This is a genomic window from Ensifer adhaerens, assembly GCF_028993555.1.
GTDB classification, from domain to species: Bacteria; Pseudomonadota; Alphaproteobacteria; order Rhizobiales; family Rhizobiaceae; genus Ensifer; species Ensifer adhaerens_I.
In genome coordinates, this window is record NZ_CP118610.1 from 163,855 (window position 1) to 179,770 (window position 15,916).

Annotated in this window: 16 protein-coding genes and 1 tRNA gene; 6 read left to right on the plus strand and 11 right to left on the minus strand. The window is 63.3% G+C overall.

What is annotated here, in order from left to right:
* The first annotated feature begins 17 nt into the window (after positions 1-17).
* Together PWG15_RS00770 and PWG15_RS00775 are read left to right on the plus strand one after the other, a co-directional pair.
* Positions 18-92, plus strand: a tRNA-Gly gene (locus tag PWG15_RS00770).
* A gap of 139 nt (positions 93-231) precedes the next feature.
* Positions 232-1,065, plus strand: coding sequence for a transporter substrate-binding domain-containing protein (locus PWG15_RS00775; protein ID WP_275022603.1), 834 nt, complete (start codon positions 232-234; stop codon positions 1,063-1,065).
* A 61-nt stretch (positions 1,066-1,126) separates the two neighbouring features.
* Here the strand turns inward: PWG15_RS00775 and PWG15_RS00780 are convergent, their stop codons facing one another.
* The 3 genes from PWG15_RS00780 to PWG15_RS00790 all read right to left on the minus strand — a co-directional run bounded on the left by PWG15_RS00780 (position 1,127) and on the right by PWG15_RS00790 (position 3,201).
* Positions 1,127-1,537 carry a tellurite resistance TerB family protein gene (locus PWG15_RS00780; RefSeq protein WP_275022604.1) on the minus strand — a complete coding sequence of 137 codons (411 nt, stop codon included), beginning with the start codon at positions 1,535-1,537 and terminating at the stop codon, positions 1,127-1,129.
* 151 nt (positions 1,538-1,688) lie between these two features.
* Positions 1,689-2,534 carry a thermonuclease family protein gene (locus PWG15_RS00785; RefSeq protein ID WP_275022605.1) on the minus strand — a complete coding sequence of 282 codons (846 nt, stop codon included), beginning with the start codon at positions 2,532-2,534 and terminating at the stop codon, positions 1,689-1,691.
* Between the two features lie 13 nt (positions 2,535-2,547).
* Positions 2,548-3,201, minus strand: a complete 654-nt coding sequence (locus tag PWG15_RS00790; protein WP_275022606.1) for a S24 family peptidase — start codon at positions 3,199-3,201, stop codon at positions 2,548-2,550.
* A gap of 184 nt (positions 3,202-3,385) precedes the next feature.
* Here PWG15_RS00790 and PWG15_RS00795 point away from each other — a divergent pair, with 184 nt between their 5' ends.
* Positions 3,386-4,474, plus strand: a complete 1,089-nt coding sequence (locus PWG15_RS00795) for a calcium:cation antiporter (RefSeq protein WP_275022607.1) — start codon at positions 3,386-3,388, stop codon at positions 4,472-4,474.
* Between the two features lie 18 nt (positions 4,475-4,492).
* Here the strand turns inward: PWG15_RS00795 and PWG15_RS00800 are convergent, their stop codons facing one another.
* Complete coding sequence (locus PWG15_RS00800; protein ID WP_275022608.1) at positions 4,493-5,002, minus strand: winged helix-turn-helix transcriptional regulator; 510 nt, start codon at positions 5,000-5,002, stop codon at positions 4,493-4,495.
* Positions 5,003-5,137: 135 nt separating this feature from the next.
* Between PWG15_RS00800 and PWG15_RS00805 the strand changes: the two genes are divergently transcribed.
* The gene (locus PWG15_RS00805) at positions 5,138-5,611 is read left to right on the plus strand and encodes an SRPBCC family protein (protein ID WP_275022609.1); all 474 of its coding nucleotides are present in this window, start codon (positions 5,138-5,140) and stop codon (positions 5,609-5,611) included.
* A gap of 60 nt (positions 5,612-5,671) precedes the next feature.
* Here the strand turns inward: PWG15_RS00805 and PWG15_RS00810 are convergent, their stop codons facing one another.
* Positions 5,672-6,253 (minus strand): LysE family translocator, encoded by a 582-nt coding sequence (locus PWG15_RS00810; RefSeq protein ID WP_275022610.1) that lies wholly within the window; start codon positions 6,251-6,253, stop codon positions 5,672-5,674.
* 217 nt (positions 6,254-6,470) lie between these two features.
* On the opposite strand from PWG15_RS00810, the gene PWG15_RS00815 reads away from it, so the two are divergent.
* Entirely contained in the window at positions 6,471-7,355 is an 885-nt protein-coding gene (locus tag PWG15_RS00815) for a DMT family transporter (protein ID WP_275022611.1), read from the plus strand.
* A 34-nt stretch (positions 7,356-7,389) separates the two neighbouring features.
* Here the strand turns inward: PWG15_RS00815 and PWG15_RS00820 are convergent, their stop codons facing one another.
* Together PWG15_RS00820 and PWG15_RS00825 are read right to left on the minus strand one after the other, a co-directional pair.
* Positions 7,390-8,223: a methyltransferase domain-containing protein gene (locus PWG15_RS00820; RefSeq protein ID WP_275022612.1), complete on the minus strand. Its 834-nt coding sequence runs from the start codon at positions 8,221-8,223 to the stop codon at positions 7,390-7,392.
* 150 nt (positions 8,224-8,373) lie between these two features.
* The gene (locus tag PWG15_RS00825) at positions 8,374-9,006 is read right to left on the minus strand and encodes a TetR/AcrR family transcriptional regulator (protein ID WP_275022613.1); all 633 of its coding nucleotides are present in this window, start codon (positions 9,004-9,006) and stop codon (positions 8,374-8,376) included.
* Between the two features lie 100 nt (positions 9,007-9,106).
* Here PWG15_RS00825 and PWG15_RS00830 point away from each other — a divergent pair, with 100 nt between their 5' ends.
* Complete coding sequence (locus PWG15_RS00830; RefSeq protein WP_275022614.1) at positions 9,107-9,805, plus strand: DAPG hydrolase family protein; 699 nt, start codon at positions 9,107-9,109, stop codon at positions 9,803-9,805.
* 108 nt (positions 9,806-9,913) lie between these two features.
* Here PWG15_RS00830 and PWG15_RS00835 read toward each other — a convergent pair whose 3' ends face one another.
* The 4 genes from PWG15_RS00835 to PWG15_RS00850 all read right to left on the minus strand — a co-directional run bounded on the left by PWG15_RS00835 (position 9,914) and on the right by PWG15_RS00850 (position 15,628).
* Positions 9,914-12,130 carry an FAD-dependent oxidoreductase gene (locus tag PWG15_RS00835; RefSeq protein ID WP_275022615.1) on the minus strand — a complete coding sequence of 739 codons (2,217 nt, stop codon included), beginning with the start codon at positions 12,128-12,130 and terminating at the stop codon, positions 9,914-9,916.
* Positions 12,131-12,141: 11 nt separating this feature from the next.
* On the minus strand, positions 12,142-12,546 hold the full coding sequence (locus PWG15_RS00840; protein ID WP_275022616.1) for a YbaY family lipoprotein: 405 nt from the start codon (positions 12,544-12,546) through the stop codon (positions 12,142-12,144).
* Between the two features lie 11 nt (positions 12,547-12,557).
* Complete coding sequence (locus PWG15_RS00845; protein WP_275022617.1) at positions 12,558-13,766, minus strand: acetyl-CoA C-acetyltransferase; 1,209 nt, start codon at positions 13,764-13,766, stop codon at positions 12,558-12,560.
* Positions 13,767-13,831: 65 nt separating this feature from the next.
* The gene (locus tag PWG15_RS00850; RefSeq protein ID WP_275022618.1) at positions 13,832-15,628 is read right to left on the minus strand and encodes an acyl-CoA dehydrogenase C-terminal domain-containing protein; all 1,797 of its coding nucleotides are present in this window, start codon (positions 15,626-15,628) and stop codon (positions 13,832-13,834) included.
* Between the last annotated feature and the right edge of the window lie 288 nt (positions 15,629-15,916).

The window sequence follows — 15,916 nt, forward strand, 5'->3', positions numbered from 1 at the left end:
GAAATTTCGGGGGCATCGCGGGTGTAGTTCAGTGGTAGAACGCCAGCTTCCCAAGCTTGATGTCGTCGGTTCGATCCCGATCACCCGCTCCAATTCTTCCTGAAGCTTCTTGTCTCCTTCGCGCGAGACCTATGGCCAGTTGCCTCGCGGACGGTTACTTTATTGCTCGATGAATCATCCCGCGGTTCTAAGGGCCGCCCCTGAGACAAGAAGCGTGCCGGCCCGCTGCCCATGAGATTTCTTCCCCTGTTCGCCCTTTGCGCGTCCCTGATCGCAACGTCGCTTGCGGCGCAGCCCAGGGATCTGCCCATACTGTTCGACGCGCGCGAACGCATCGCCAAGCCTGATCTCACGGGCCTGGCGCGCCTGCGCTTCCTGACGACGGTGGACTTTCCACCGTTCAACTTCATCGACCAGTCAGGCAAGCTTTCCGGTTTTCACGTTGATCTCGTGCGCGAGATCTGCCGCGAACTCGACATCGAAGCCAAATGCCAGATCCAGGCCGTGACCTATGCGGAACTGTTGCCGGCGTTGGAGCAGGGGCAGGGCGAAGCGGTTGCCGCCGGCATTGCCGTCGGTCCGGAACTGCGCCAGCGCTTCGGCTTCTCGCGCGCCTTCATGCGGCTGCCAGCCCGTTTCGCCGTCAATTCAAAGGCGGCCGGTGCCGTGACGGGTCCGAAGGACCTTAGCAAAAAATCGGTCGGCGTCGTGGCGGGTACGACGCACGAGGCCATGTTCAAGGCCTTCTTCCCGAAGATCGAGGCCAAGGTCTTCCCGGATCGCGATGCCATGCTTTTGGCACTGCAGAAGGGCGAAGTGCCGGCGGTCTTTTCCGATGGCTTGCAACTTTCCTTCTGGATCTCTGGCACGACTGCGGGCGGCTGCTGCTCGCTCGTCGATGGCGCCTATTTCTCGCAACGCTTTCTCGGTGAAGGCCTGACGATCATGAATCGCAAGTCCGAACCGGCGCTGACCCAGGCGATCAACCACGCGCTGCTGGCGCTTTCGCGCAGCGGCCGGCTTGAGGAAATCTACCTGCGCTACTTCCCGAACGGCATCTACTGAGCCCGAACGGCATCTACTGAGCGCCAGGCAAGCCTGGCGTGACCAGCTGAGAAAGAGGCGGTTATCGGCGGAAGCGGGCCAACGCCCCGCGCTCGATTGCGGCGCAGGTGAGCTTGTCGAGACCCAGACGATCGCGCAGCAATTGTAAGAACCGGATCTCTTCGTTGCGAATGCGCTGGTCCGCGGCGGCGATCTCGACCGCTAGGGCATAGGCCGTCTCATGGAACTTTTCCGGAAGCGCCTCGCGCACGATTTCCAGCGCGATGTCGAGCCCCTCGGGCGCTGCGAGCTGAGCGGAGCATTCGTGGCCGATATGGACGAGCTGGTCCTCGTCGAACCCGTCGAAGACCGGCAGAAACTGCACCAGTCGGCCGATGCGGGTGAATTCGTCGTCGCTCATCTCGCGGTCGACCGCCGACATCATCACCATGACATAGACGAGGGCTTCGTGGTGGCTGAGGCTTGGCAGCATGGGTCTTTCCGGCGGTAGCGCAATTCCGGGCACGGCGTGAAGCGGTTTTTCATCCGGAATTGCAGAGTTTCAAGGAGCTGGATCATCTCACTGTCGCAACGCTACAGGGAGAGGATCTGGATGGTTGAGAGCTGGGAGTTGCCGCGGCTGTTTACAAGTCCGGCTGCGGCTCGTCCATCCCGGTACCGAGGGTTGGGTCGTCAAACGTCATCGGCGTGTGACTGAGGTCGCGCGGGTCCTCGCCATAGAAGCCAAGCTTGGCCTGACGCGCGGCGTCGGCCCGCTTCCCGAGCGCCGAGCCGGGTAGCGGCGTCGCCCAGCCATTGTCGACGAGCCAGGCTGCGAGGTCCTGTCCGCCGAGCGAGCAGGATGCCGTGGCCGATGGGCCGGCGCTTCCTTCGGGCATGTCGCAACTGACCGCGCGTGCGCGCAGGAAGTTTCTGAAGGCCGTCCGTGCGACGATGCCACAGGGCCAGCTCTTTCCCCCGGTTTCGCAGGTTCTCTCCGCCTGTTCGGGCTCGATGCCATCGATCTGCAGTGTGAGCTTGTCGAACTGGATCACACCGGCGGCGATCGCCACGGGGCGATAGAGGATGGTCGGTCCGGCGGTCGCCTTCGCTTGTTTCTCCGGCGCTGACAGCGGTGCGCGCGGCTCCACCCGTTCGAGCGGTGCGCTGGTTACGATTTCCGGCTGGCCGAACTGTTGCGGCTCGATGGCGCGTGCTGTTTTTTCCGTCGTGGGCGTCTGCGCTTGATCGCCGGTCGCAGCCGCACCGTTGCCTGCTGTCGGCGTTCCCAAGTCGAGCGGCACGTTATCGCCCGTTTCGGCTTCATCCGGTGCCGGTGCGATTTCCGTCAGGTCGGGCGTTTCGAGAACGAGATCCGGCGTGGCGGCACTCTCGCGGTCGCGGATGGCGGCTGCGCCAGCGTAGAGGATGCCGGTGAAAAGTGCGATCGCGGCGATACCGCCGGCAAGGGTGTATAAATGCTGCCGCATCAGGAAGAACGTCCTATTGGCTGGCCCAGATGATCCGGGCGATCCATTCGATCTGGCTGATCTCGAAGCTCCGGTTCGGGTGCTCCGGGTTGAGTGAGAGGAGTTCGATCGTGCGCGGCGTCTGGCGCGTCAGCACCTTCGCCATGACCTCGCCTTCGCGTGTCTTGACCACCACACGGTCGCCGCGCCGAACCTGCGCACCCGGATCGACAATCAGGGTATCGCCGTCGCGGTAGAGCGGCAGCATGCTGTCGCCCTGGACTTCGAGCGCGTAGATGCCGGTCCGGCGTTCGGCCGCTGTCGGAAAATCGATGACGTCCCAGCCCTGACCGGCCGGAAAACCGCCATCGTCGAAGAAGCCGCCTGCGCCCGCCTGGGCAAACCCGATCAGCGGGATCGTCGCGCTTGCAGCTGCCGGGGCTGCCGCCTCAGCGGCCTCCGGGTTCAACAGGCTGGTGAACTGGTCCATCGTGGCTCCGGTCGCCTCGAGCACCTTCGCGATCGATTCCGTCGAGGGCCAGCGTTCCCGCCCGTCGGCAGAGTGGCGCTTCGACTTGTTGAAGGAGGTGGGGTCGAGCCCGGCGCGGCGGGCGAGACCCGAAGGCGAGAGCTGATTGCGCTCGGCCAATGCATCGATGGCGTGCCAGATCGTGCCGTGAGACAACATGCGAAAGGTCCGGGCCGAACGTGGCGGCCGCTTGCTGGGTTTTGTTCGACGCCACAGTACCGAAACGCGGCGTACCGGTAAAGAATCCGAAGGAAAATAGTCCTTTCTCCGTGATTTGCTTTGGCAGCGGTCGGCCCTATAGTTCGCTCGACGGACAGGACTGGCTTTCACCGGAGGGAACGGCTTGTTGGCGCGCATGAGATCGGAGCGTCTGCTGTTCGTTGCCGTGGCTGCCGCGATCGCCGGGATCGCGCTGGAGCATCAGCTCCTTGGGATGGGACGTCTGGCCGCGCTTCTCGGGGCCGCCGGTCTCGTGGTGGCGATCGTACTTGCGTCGCTGCGCGTATCGCACCATGCCGAGGTGCTGGCATCCAAGGTCGGCGATCCCTATGGAACGATGATCCTGACGCTCTCGGCGGTCCTGGTCGAGGTCGTGGTGCTGGCGATCATGATGGCCAGCGAGACCTCGCCGACGCTGGTGCGCGACACGATCTATGCGGCCGTCATGCTCGACATCAACGGCATCTTGGGCCTGGCTGCGCTGCTCGGTGGCCTGAAACACGGCGAGCAGCCCTATAACGACGATTCCGCCCGCACCTACAGCGTGATGATCCTGACAGCGATGGGGATTTCGATGATCGTGCCGGAATTCGTGCCGGCGGCGAAATGGCATCTCTATTCGGCTTTCACCATCGGCGCGATGATCACGCTCTATGCCCTGTTCCTGCGCATGCAGGTTGGGGTGCATAGTTATTTCTTCAGCTACAGCTATCCGAAGGCGAAGGGTGAGGGCAGCGCAGTGCAGCGCGGGCCGGATCAGCCGGTGCTGCCGTCGATCGTGATCCTGATCCTCGGCATCGTCCTGATCGGCGTGTTGGCGGAAGTGATGTCGTCGCTCCTGACCTCGGGCCTGAAGGGTAGCGGTGCGCCGCCAGCTGTCACGGCGATCGTGGTTGCCGCAATCTCCGCCTCGCCGGAGATCATGACCGCCATGCGGGCGGCACTCGCCAACCGCATGCAGGCGGTGGTCAATATCGCGCTCGGCGCCTCGCTCTCGACGGTCATCCTGACCGTGCCTGTCATGGAGGCGATCGCGCTCTACACCGGCCAGCCCTTCCTGATGGCGATGTCGCCGGTGCAGTCGGTCATGGTGGCGGTCACGTTGATCGTTGCCGCGATCAATCTCAATGACGGACAGACCAATGCCATCGAGGGCATGACGCATTTCGTGCTGTTTGCCACTTTCGTCATGCTGTCTGCGATCGGGCTCTGATGTGCACCTTGCGTGGTGTCAGGCGATCGCCTTGTCACGCGCCTTCCTGGCGACCACCTCTTCGTAGGCGGCCTGCAGCATGGCGCGCACCCGCGGAGGTCCCTCGATCGGTGTGCCGAGATGCGCGTGGCGCAACTCCTCCATGAATCGATCCCAGAGTTCCGGGCCGCCGTCTTCCATCAGTTCGGCGCGAATGCTGAGTTCCTCGCTGACCGGCAGGTAGCGCCGCCCCCAGGCGCCAAGCTGGGCCATGATCGGCACCAGCGCGATCGTCATCTCTGTCAGGCTGTAGATCGCCTTCTGCTTGTGGGTGGGGTCGTCGGCCTTGGTCAGCATGCCTTGCTCGACCAGCATCTTCAACCGGTCCGCCAGAATGTTCGACGAGATACCCTCTTGTGAGCGCAGCAATTCCCGGAAGTGCCGCTTACCGCCGAAGATCATGTCGCGAATGATCAGCAGGCTCCATTTGTCGCCGAACACTTCGAGCGAAAGATTGATCGGGCAACCCGAGCGAATGTCGTCCTTCATTGGCACCTCTTTAAAACCGCTTGCATTATCGCATCAGTGAGGCTATCGTGCAACTGCTTTCAAAATTATAGCAGTTTTTAAAAGAAACCAGTTAGGCAAGGGCCAACGGTTTTCGAACATCGGAGGAGAGAGAACATGACCGACAGATCCGTGGAACATGCGAGCTTCACCATCGAGCGCAGCTTCAAGGCGACGCCGGAACAGGTGTTCCGGGCTTTCTCCGAGCCGGCCGCCAAGGAACGCTGGTTCGTCAGTGCTGACGGGCCGGTGGCCGAATTCAACCATGACTTCCGCGTCGGCGGTCGCGAGAGCGGTCGCTTCAGCCAGGACGGCAAAACGATCTATCGTGACGACACCACCTATCTCGACATCGTCGAGAACCGCCGGATCATTTTCGCTTATACGATGGCTGAGAACGACAGACGGATTTCCGCGTCCGTCGCGACCGTCGACATTCAGCCGGAGGGCAACGGTACGCGCCTCGTCTTCACCGAACAGGTTGCCTTCCTCGACGGGCTCGACAAGCTCGAATACCGGCGCGGGGGTTGGGAACAACTGATCGGCACGGCGCTGGCAAAGGAATTGGGCGAGGCGGCTGCTGCTGCGTGACGCAGCAATCGGTCTCGCAAGCGACTTGAAACCCTCGAGGCCTTCCGGTCCTCAGGGGTCTTAATGCATGGCCGCGATCGCGCTGCCGGCAATTCCCATGGAAAAGAGCGTAAGGCAGACGGCGGCGATCCGGCGCGGCAGGTGCGACGTCGACAACCCCTTCGACATCTGCACCAGCATGGCGCCGGCGCCGATCCACGTTGATCCGGCGGCGACGACCAGCAGCGAGAAGCCCGCGATCCAGGGCCAGACGGCGGCCAGTCCAGTCTGCGGCAAGAGCACCAGGGCGACCATCAGCGCCTTCGGATTGAGCAGCGTCGTGACGAAGACCTGACGGATGGAGATGACGACACCTTCGCTGCGCTCGGCATCGGTGGTCCAGAGCGCATAGGCGAGGTAGAGAACCCAGCAGGCGGCGACGAGCCTCAGCGCAAGGCCGAGCTGCGGATGGGCGGCAAGGAACGGCGCGAGCAGTGCTACGGCCGGGATGATGACGGCGAGGTAGCCACCGAGTTCACCGGTGAGCAGCGGCAGCGACCGGCGAAAGCCCGCAGAGGCGCCGGACAGCCAGAGCAGCGTGTTCGTGGGCCCCGGCGTTGCGAGGAGGATGAGTGCGGCAAGGGCGAAGGCGAGCGGCTGCATGTCGTTGGACCCGAGTTTCGTGGCCGTTATCGCTCCCTTCTAGCAGTCTCGCAAGCACCGGTCTTGATCTCCATCAAGCCGGTGACCGATCGTACCGGAAGCCACCCGCAAGAAATCGCCACAGGCGACCACGGGAATGCCTCTTCCGCGTGTGTCGCGGCCGCGCTATCAGACGGAACGCTGCCGCTTCTCTCCCGCCGGCGCGATCGAGGCTTCCATGAACAAGACCGTACTGTCAGGCATCGTCATGACGACGTTCTCCTATTTCCTGTTCTCGTTGCAGGATGCGTCGGTCAAATGGCTCGTCGTCGGCTATTCGGTCTGGCAGATCCTCTTTACCCGCAGCATCACCATTCTCGTGCTCTGCCTTGTCATCGGCCGCGGCAAGCTGGTGCGCAGCGCCGTCGCGTCCCCGGTGGTCAAGCCGCTCTTCGTGCGCAACCTGCTGCTGCTCGCCGCCTGGCTTTGCTATTTCAACGCGGCGCGCGATCTCGGCCTCGCGGAAATGACGACGCTCTACTATGCCGCCCCGATCATCGTGACGCTGCTTGCTGTGCCGATCCTGAAGGAGGATGTGCCGCCGATCCGCTGGTTCGCCGTTTTCATCGGCTTCGTCGGCGTGCTCATCGCCTGCGATCCGCTTGGCACCGGCATGAAGCTGTCGCTGCCGGTGTTCCTGGCGCTCACGGCCGCGGTCTTCTGGGCGATCGGCACCGTCATGCTGCGCAAGACCGCGCTCCAGGAAACGACCTTGGTGCAGATGACCATCTCCAACGTCTTCTTCATCGCCATGACCGGCCTTGCGGTCGGCTTCTTCTGGACGCCGCCGGCACTCTTCGACGTCGCGCTGATGGCTGGCACTGGGGTTATTGCGGGTATTGCCCAGTACGCGCTGTTTGAGGGCATGCGCCGCGCGCCGATCTCGGTGATCGCGCCCTTCGAATATACCTCGCTCGTCTGGGCATTCGGCCTCGGCTTCCTGATCTGGGGCGATGTGCCGGCGACGAACGTCTTTGCCGGCGCTGCGCTGATCTTCGCGGCCGGTCTGCTGATCATTGTCGGCGAACGCCTGGCACATCGTCGCGCAGGCGCTGCGGCCTAGCAGGGCCGATTGCAGGTTCGGGCCGAAGGCCGTTTCAGGCTCTCACGACAAGCGCTTCCGGCACCCGACCGGTCAGCCGGAAGAAAAGGTGCGAGGTGACGAGCACGGACGGGTCGGCGAGGTGCCGATCCAGCGCCATCAGGTCGGCATCGAGGTCGTCGCGGTTGATGAAGCCTTCACCGATCAGGTCGTCCCGCACATTGTTGATGAAGTCTCTGAGGATCGGCCGCCGGTCATGCCCCGGCGGATAGACATGCTCGACGGCATCGACCGAAATCGCCTCGACACCCGCTTGCCGGAACAGCCGGTGCACCCGGCGGCCGATATGGAGGTCTATGCCTTTCGCCGCCGAATAGGCGATATAGGCGGAAAGCAGCCGGTCCCAGGCGGCAAGCGGCGGATCGCAGATATGCGCCAGGAAATCCGCCTCGAAGCTGGCGATCCAGCCGCCGGGTTTTACCAGCGACACCATTTCGAGCACGATCAGCTCCGGCCGCGGCACGTTGACGAGCACCAGCCGCATATGGGCGCCGTCGAAGGACCGGCGCGGCAGGTCGGTCGCATAGGCATCGCCCTCGCGTACCTCCACCTGGGGGAGCGCATGGCTTTCGACGAAGCGCCGGGCAAGTTCGACGAAATGTGGGTCGCGCTCGATACCGAGCACCGAGCCTGTCGGCCCGACACGCTTGCCAAGGAGATGCAGCACGCCCCCGGGGCCGCAACCAAGATCGATGACGCGCTCACCCGGCCGGATGCCGACCCTTTCGAGATGCTGGTCGGAATCAGGCGCGAGATTGGCAATCTGTCGCTTCAGGCGTTCTTCCTCGGGCCCGGCGCGCCCAAGCAGATAGAGATCAGGCTCGCTCATCGCGTGTCCCCCTCTCCGATCCCGGCGAGGATGCGCCCGCGCCGGGAGGTCGTCAACCGGAAGGACGCCCCTTCCCGGAGATGTCGAATGTCCATGTCACGTCGCCCGGTGGTCTCCGCGTAGCTACGTAAGCCTTCGCATTGCGGAGCGTCATAGCCGTAGCAGCCCGATGGCCGCCCGGATGCGCGGCGCAAGATCCGTTTCGGGGAGGGGAGGTGTCAGCTCGATGGCGATCTGCCTCAGCGGCTCTGCGATCACCATCGAGAGAATGAGGTCGCTTGCCGTAGCAGGATCATCGATGCTGACAAGGCCGCGCGCCTTGTGGCGGGCGAGCCAGTCGGCCAGCAATTCGCGCGAGCGCTCGATGCCGTTGCGATCGTAGATCGGCAGGACCTGCTCCCGCGCCGGGATGCCGCCGACGATCAGCCGGAACAGTCCGACCGCTTCGGCAGAAAGCACGCGTGCCGCGATCGTCGAGAGGATCGAGGCGAGAACGTCGCCGACATCGTCTCGGCTTTCAGCCTCGCTGGCGAAGGCCGGCAGGAAGCTGTCCGTCCAGTTGCGGACAATCAGCCCAAACAGCGCGTCCCGATCGTTGGCGAAACGATACACCGTCTTCTTCGCCACGCCCGCTTCCCTGGCAACAGCCTCCATCGTCATCGCCGCATAGCCGCGCGACAGCATAAGCCGCGTCGCGGCGTCGATGACGGCGCTCGCCTGCTCGGTCTCCGGTCGCGCCGGACGGCCGCGCTGCTTCTGGGTCTCGGATACGGGGGTAGGCAAGGAGGCTCCTCCATTTGACAAACGCCACTGCGAAGCATAAACGAGATTTAGGAAACGCTCAATGTTTCCTAAATCATCAATCTTGGAAAAGGATACAATAATGTCTGCCAGCACCGACCAGGCACGCGCCGATATCCGATACATCGACGACCTGCTCGACCCGCGGCCGATGCGGATCGAGACCGGCATCGTCCGACTCGACACCGGCGCGCTCGTCGTGGCCGTCCGAACCGAACTTCCCGGTTGCAAGGGACGTATGCTCGATTGGTGGTTCAAGCATTTCGAGACGACCGAGCATCTTTCCTGGTGGCACCCGCTCGACCATGTGGCGCACAACGGCTGGGACGAGGGCCGGGTGAAGGGCGAGCGCTATGTCGGCGCGACGATCCGCGCTGTCGAAAGCCTCGGCGACATTCCGCCGGTGCCGGCGGTCATCAGGTTTCATGATCCAGGCGCGATTTTCGGCAAAGGCAGCTTCGAACGGGCTTTGCTGGCTGGCGACGCTACCGCCGCCGTCTATGCCCGCATCGGTTTCGGCGACGGTGCGCGTCTCGACGAGAATGGCGATCCTCGCGACGGCCAGATGGTGCACGTGGTGCGCGACACCAGCCAGGGTGCGGTGCTGCGCAGTCGTTTCATCCTCGGACTGGATGATGAAGCAGATCATTCGGTGCCCGACGCCGTGGGCCTCGGGCTCCTGCAACATTGCTACACGGAATTCGCTTATCTTGCGAAGATCCTGCCGTCGCTCTATTGGGGCGATCCGGCCAATCGGGATGACGTACCGGTCCTGTGGTAGAAAACCATGGGCTGGTAGCAAGAAGCGGCCTCGGCGTCCTCCAATGCGGCGATGGCCAAATGAAAACAGGCCCGAAGGGGCCTGTTTCAGAGATCGATCGATGGCGTCTTACGCCGCCTGCTTCTTTTCGCCATAGGGATCGAAGCGGCCGTAGAAGGTTTCGCCGCGCTCGGCCATTTCCTTCAGCAGCGCCGTCGGCTTGAAGTGGTCGCCATAGTCCTTGGCGAGCTTCTCGCACATCTTGACGAAGGCCTTTACGCCCATGCCGTCGATGTAGGAGAGCGTGCCGCCGGTATAGGGCGCGAAACCGAAGCCGAGGATCGAGCCGACGTCGGCTTCGCGCGGATCGGTGACGATGCCTTCTTCCATGGTGCGGGCGGCTTCGAGCGCGATCGTTGCGAGGAACCGCTGCTTCAGCACCTCGACGTCGATCGTGTCGGCATTCTTCTGCGGGTAGAGCGTCTTAAGCTCCGGCCACAGATACTTCTTCGCCGGCTTTGCCGGGTACTCGTAGAAGCCCTTGCCGTTCTTGCGGCCGCGACGGTCGAGGTCGTCGACCAGCTTGTTGATCAGCGCCAGGTGCTTGGGATCGACGGCCTTTTCGCCGAGGTCGGCGACGGTGGCCTTCAGGATCTTCTGGCTGAGGTCGATCGCCACTTCGTCGTTGAGCGACAGCGGACCGACCGGCATGCCGGCCATCTTGGCGGCATTCTCGATCATTGCCGGCGGCACGCCTTCGATCAGCATGTCATAGGCTTCGTGGATATAGCGGAAGACGCAGCGGTTGACGTAGAAGCCGCGCGTGTCGTTGACGACGATCGGCGTCTTCTTGATCGCGGCGACATAGTCGAGTGCTGTGGCGAGCGCCTTGTCGCCGCTTTCCTTGCCGAGGATCACTTCGGTCAGCATCATCTTCTCGACCGGCGAGAAGAAGTGGATGCCGATTAACTGGCCGGGGCGCTTGGAGTTCTTGGCAAGGCCGGTGATCGGCAGCGTCGAGGTGTTGGAGGCAAAGATCGTGTCTTCGCCGATGACCGCTTCCACCTTCTCGATGACGTCCTTCTTGACCTGGCGATCTTCGAAGACGGCTTCGACCACGAGGCCCGCGCTCTTCAGGTCGTTGTAGTCGGCCGACGGCGTGATGCGGGCGAGCAGCGCTTCGCCTTCTTCCTTGGTCAGGCGGCCCTTACCGACCGAATCCTTGACGAGGCCTTCCGAATGGGCCTTGCCCTTTTCGGCCGCTTCCATGTCGCGGTCGATCAGCGTCACGGCAATGCCGGCAGCAGCCGTCACATAGGCGATCGAGGCGCCCATGAAGCCGGCGCCGACGACGCCGACATGTTTGAATTCGGACTTCGGCACGCCCGCCGGGCGGCGGGCGCCCTTGCCGAGTTCCTGCATCGAGACGAACAGCGAGCGGATCATCGAGAAGGCTTCGGTGGTCTGAAGGATCTCGGTGAAGTAGCGCTGCTCGATCTTGAGCGCGGTGTCGAACGGCACCTGCAGGCCTTCATAGACGCACTTCAGGATGGCGACGGCACCCGGATAGTTGCCGTAGGTCTCGCGGCGCAGGATGCCGGAAGCGGCCGGCCAGAGCTGGGCCGAGGCCGGCGTCCAGATGCCGCCGCCCGGAACCTTGTAACCCTTTTCGTCCCAGGGCTGGACCGGCTTCAGGCCGTTCTTGATCATCGCCTTGGCGGCGTCGACGAGCTTGTCGGCGTCGACCACTTCATGCACGAGGCCGAGCGCCTTTGCGCGGGCCGACGTCAGCGACGAACCGGTGGTCATCATCTGCAGCGCGTCCTGCGCATTGGTGAGACGTGGCACGCGCTGGGTGCCGCCGGCGCCCGGGAAGATGCCGACCTTGACTTCCGGCAGCGCGATCTTCACCGACTTGGAATTGGAGGCGACGCGGCCATGGCAGGCGAGCGAAAGCTCGAAGGCGCCGCCCATGCAGGTGCCGTTGATCGCCGAAACCCAGGGCTTGCCCGACGTCTCGAGCTTGCGGAAGAGCCCGGTCATGCGACCGACCAGGTCGAACAGCTTCTGGGCGGCGTTAGCCGGATCCTTCTTCTTTTCTTCCTGCTGGAAGGTGAACATCGACTTGATCATCGACAGATCGGCGCCGCCGGAGAAGGTCGACTTGCCGGAGGTGAAGACGACGCCCTTGACCGCTGCGTCTGATGTCGTCTGGTCGACGATGGCGTTCAGCTCTTCCATCACCTCCTGGGTGAAGACGTTCATCGACTTCTCGGGCATGTCCCAGGTGACGAGCGCAATGCCGTCGGCGTCTGTCTCGATCTTGAAATTGGTGTAATTCGTCATGGTTCTCCCCCTCAGTAGAGAATGGGTTCGATGCGCAGCGAGACGTTCGATCCGCCGCTGTAACGTTGTTTGCTGGTGTTGGTTGCAATCAGCCTGCCGTCGCGCTCGACGCGGATGGTGAAGCCCGCATCGACGGCCTTGTCGAACTCGGGCTTCGGCACCTGCAGCACGAAGGGCACGCGGGCGGCCTTGCCATCGCTGACAACGGAGGTTTCCGCGATCAGCTTCGCGGCGACATCCATCACGCCCTGCTCCTCGAGCCGGATCTTGACGGTGCCGGCCGGAACGGGGCCGCTGGCGACATTGGTGATCGCGCCGGTGAGCGTGAAGCTGTCGCCGCCTTCTTCCTCGTCGGAGACGCAGCCGGCGGCTGCAAGCAGCCCCAGGCCCATCAATGCGAGAAGAGAGCGGCGCATCACGTCCATCGTCAGACCCTTTCGATGATCGTTGCCGTACCCATGCCGGCGCCGATGCAAAGGGTGACGAGCGCGGTGTTGAGGTCGCGGCGTTCCAGTTCGTCGAGCACGGTGCCGAGGATCATCGCGCCGGTCGCGCCGAGCGGATGGCCCATGGCGATCGCACCGCCGTTGACGTTGATCTTGTCGTGCGGGATGTCGAAGGCCTGCATGTAGCGCAGCACGACGGCGGCAAACGCTTCGTTGAGCTCGAAGAGATCGATGTCCGACAGCTTCATGTCGGCGCGCTTCAACAGCTTTTCGGTGACGTCGACCGGGCCGGTCAGCATCAGCGCCGGATCGGAGCCGATGTTGGCGAAGGCGCGGATGCGGGCGCGCGGCTTCAGGCCCATGCTCTCGCCGCCGGCTTTGGAGCCGAGCAGCACGGCGGCGGCGCCGTCGACGATCCCCGACGAATTGCCGGCATGGTGCACGTAGTTGATCTTCTCGATTTCCGGATGCGCCTGGATACCGACGGCTTCAAAGCCACCCATTTCGCCCGGCATCTGGAACGACGGGTTGAGCGAGGCGAGTGCCTGCATGTCGGTGCCGGGACGCATGTGCTCGTCACGGTCGAGGATCGTCAGGCCATTCTGGTCCTTGAACGGCACGACGGAGTTCTTGAAGTAGCCCTTTTCCCAGGCGTGTGCGGCACGCTTCTGGCTTTCCACCGCATAGGCGTCGACGTCGTCGCGGGTAAAGCCGTATTTGGTGGCAATCAGGTCGGCCGAAACGCCCTGCGGCATGAAGAAGGCCGGCAGATTGACCGAGGGGTCCATGAACCAGGAGCCGCCGGACATGCCGAGGCCGACGCGCGACATCGATTCGACGCCGCCGGCAATGACGATATCGTCCGCCCCTTGAGCGATCTTGGCCGCGCCGAAGTTGATGGCGTCGAGGCCGGAGGCACAGAAGCGCGAGATCTGCATGCCCGGAGCGCGGGTCGAGTAACCGGCCTCAAAAGCAGCAGCCTTCGGGATCACCGCACCGGCATCCATGACCGGATCGACGCAGCCCATGATGATGTCGTCAACCGTTGCGGTGTCGAGGTCGTTGCGGTCACGCACCGCTTCCAGCATCTTGGCGGCGAGGCGCACGGACGGCACTTCGTGCAGCGATCCGTCCTTCTTGCCACGGCCGCGCGGCGTGCGCACGTGGTCGTAAACGAAGACTTTCGTCATGTCTCATCTCCCTATCGGCAGCACCGTGAGGTGCTGCCCGTCAAAACAGTGTGAAATCGAACGCCTCAGAAGGCGGCCGCGTCGAGCGCCATCAGCGTGTCGGCGCCGGTTTCGATGCGGGCCTTGCGCAGGGCCGTTTCCGGCAGGATCCTTTCCATGAAGAAGGTCGCGGTGATCAGCTTGTTCTTCAGATAGTCTGCGCGCGCCGTTTCGCCAGAGGCAAGTTTTTCCTCAGCGGTCTTGGCAATTTTTGCCCACATGTAGCCAAGGACAACGAGGCCGAAGAGGTGCATGTAGTCGGTCGAGCCGGCACCGGCATTGTCGGGCTTGGCCATCGCGTTCTGCATGAACCACATGGTGGCGGCCTGCAGGTCGTTGAGCCCCTTCTTCAGCGCCTTGGTATAGGCGGAGAGCTTCTCGTTGCTGCGGTTTTCCTCGCAGAAGTCGCCGATCTCCTTGAACAGCGCCATGACGGCGCGACCGCCGTTCAAGCCCAGCTTGCGGCCGACGAGGTCGAGCGCCTGGATGCCGTTTGCACCTTCGTAGATCATCGCGATGCGGGCATCGCGGACATACTGGCTCATACCGTGTTCTTCGATGTAGCCGTGGCCGCCGAACATCTGCTGCGCCATGACGGCGTGGTCAAAGCCCTTGTCGGTGAGCACGCCCTTCAGGATCGGCGTCATCAGCCCGAGGATGTCGTCGGCCGTCTGGCGGTCGGCGGCATTGTCGGAGCGGTGGGCGATGTCGGATTTCAGCGCGGTCCAGAGCGTGAAGGCGCGGCCGGCCTCGGTGAACGCCTTGATCGTCATCAGCGTGCGGCGCACGTCCGGATGCACGATGATCGGATCGGCCTTCTTGTCCGGAGCCTTCGGGCCGGAGAGCGAGCGGCCCTGGATGCGGTCGCGTGCATAGTTGGCCGCGTTCTGGTAGGCAATTTCGGCAATCGACAGGCCCTGGAGGCCAACGCCGAGGCGGGCTTCGTTCATCATCACGAACATGGCGTTGAGGCCCTTGTTCTCCGTGCCGATGAGATAGCCCTCGGCCTCGTCGTAGTTCATGACACAGGTCGAGTTGCCGTGAATGCCCATCTTGTGTTCGATCGCGCCGCAGGAAACGCCGTTGCGCTCACCCGGCTCGCCATCGGCGTTGAGCTTGAACTTCGGCACGATGAACAGCGAAATGCCCTTCACGCCCTCCGGCGCGCCCTCGATGCGGGCGAGCACCAGGTGGATGATGTTGTCGGACATGTCGTGTTCGCCGGCGGAGATGAAGATCTTCTGGCCGGAGATCTTGTAAGCGCCGTTGCCATCGGGGACCGCCTTGGTACGCAGCAGGCCGAGGTCGGTGCCGCAATGCGGCTCGGTCAGGTTCATCGTGCCGGTCCAGGTGCCGGCAACCATCTTCGGCAGATAGGCCTTTTTCTGTTCGTCTGTACCGTGGACCAGGATCGCGGCGATCGCGCCCTGGGTGAGGCCGGGATACATGGTCAGCGCCATGTTGGCAGACGACATGTATTCGCCAACGGCGGTGTGGAGCGTATAGGGCAGGCCCTGGCCGCCGAATTCTTCCGGGACCGCAAGGCCGAGCCAGCCGCCTTCGCGGTAGAGGTCGAAGGCTTCCTTGAAGCCCTTGGGCACGCTGACCGAGCCGTCGTCGCGGCGCTTGCAGCCTTCCTGGTCGCCGGAAAGATTGACCGGGAACAGAGCCTCTTCGGCAAGCTTGGCCGCCTCGCCGACGATCGCCTCGATCATGTCCGGCGTCGCATCGGCAAAACCGGGCAGGTTGTTGTAGCGCTCGATGCCGAGCACGTCGTTCAGGATGAAGAGGGTGTCGTCGACCGGGGCCTTGTAGATGGGCATTCTTTCCTCGCCTATTGGTGCTTCGGGCCGCCGTCTGTCGTCTTCGACGCCCGGTTGCAGGATGCCGGATGCGCCGCCCTCCTCCAGAGCGCCGTGCGTTCGGGTGAACACACAAAGGACGCCCTAGCATTTTGATTCTAGAGCATCTTTCCGCCTCCCGTGAATCCACGTGAGAGCGGGATGCTCCAGGGGGTCTCGCATCGTTGGCCGGATGCTACAAAATTTTGACGTTTGCGTAAACGTCAAAAATCACGGGATGCGAAGTTTCGTCGCGGCACCCGAGGGGAC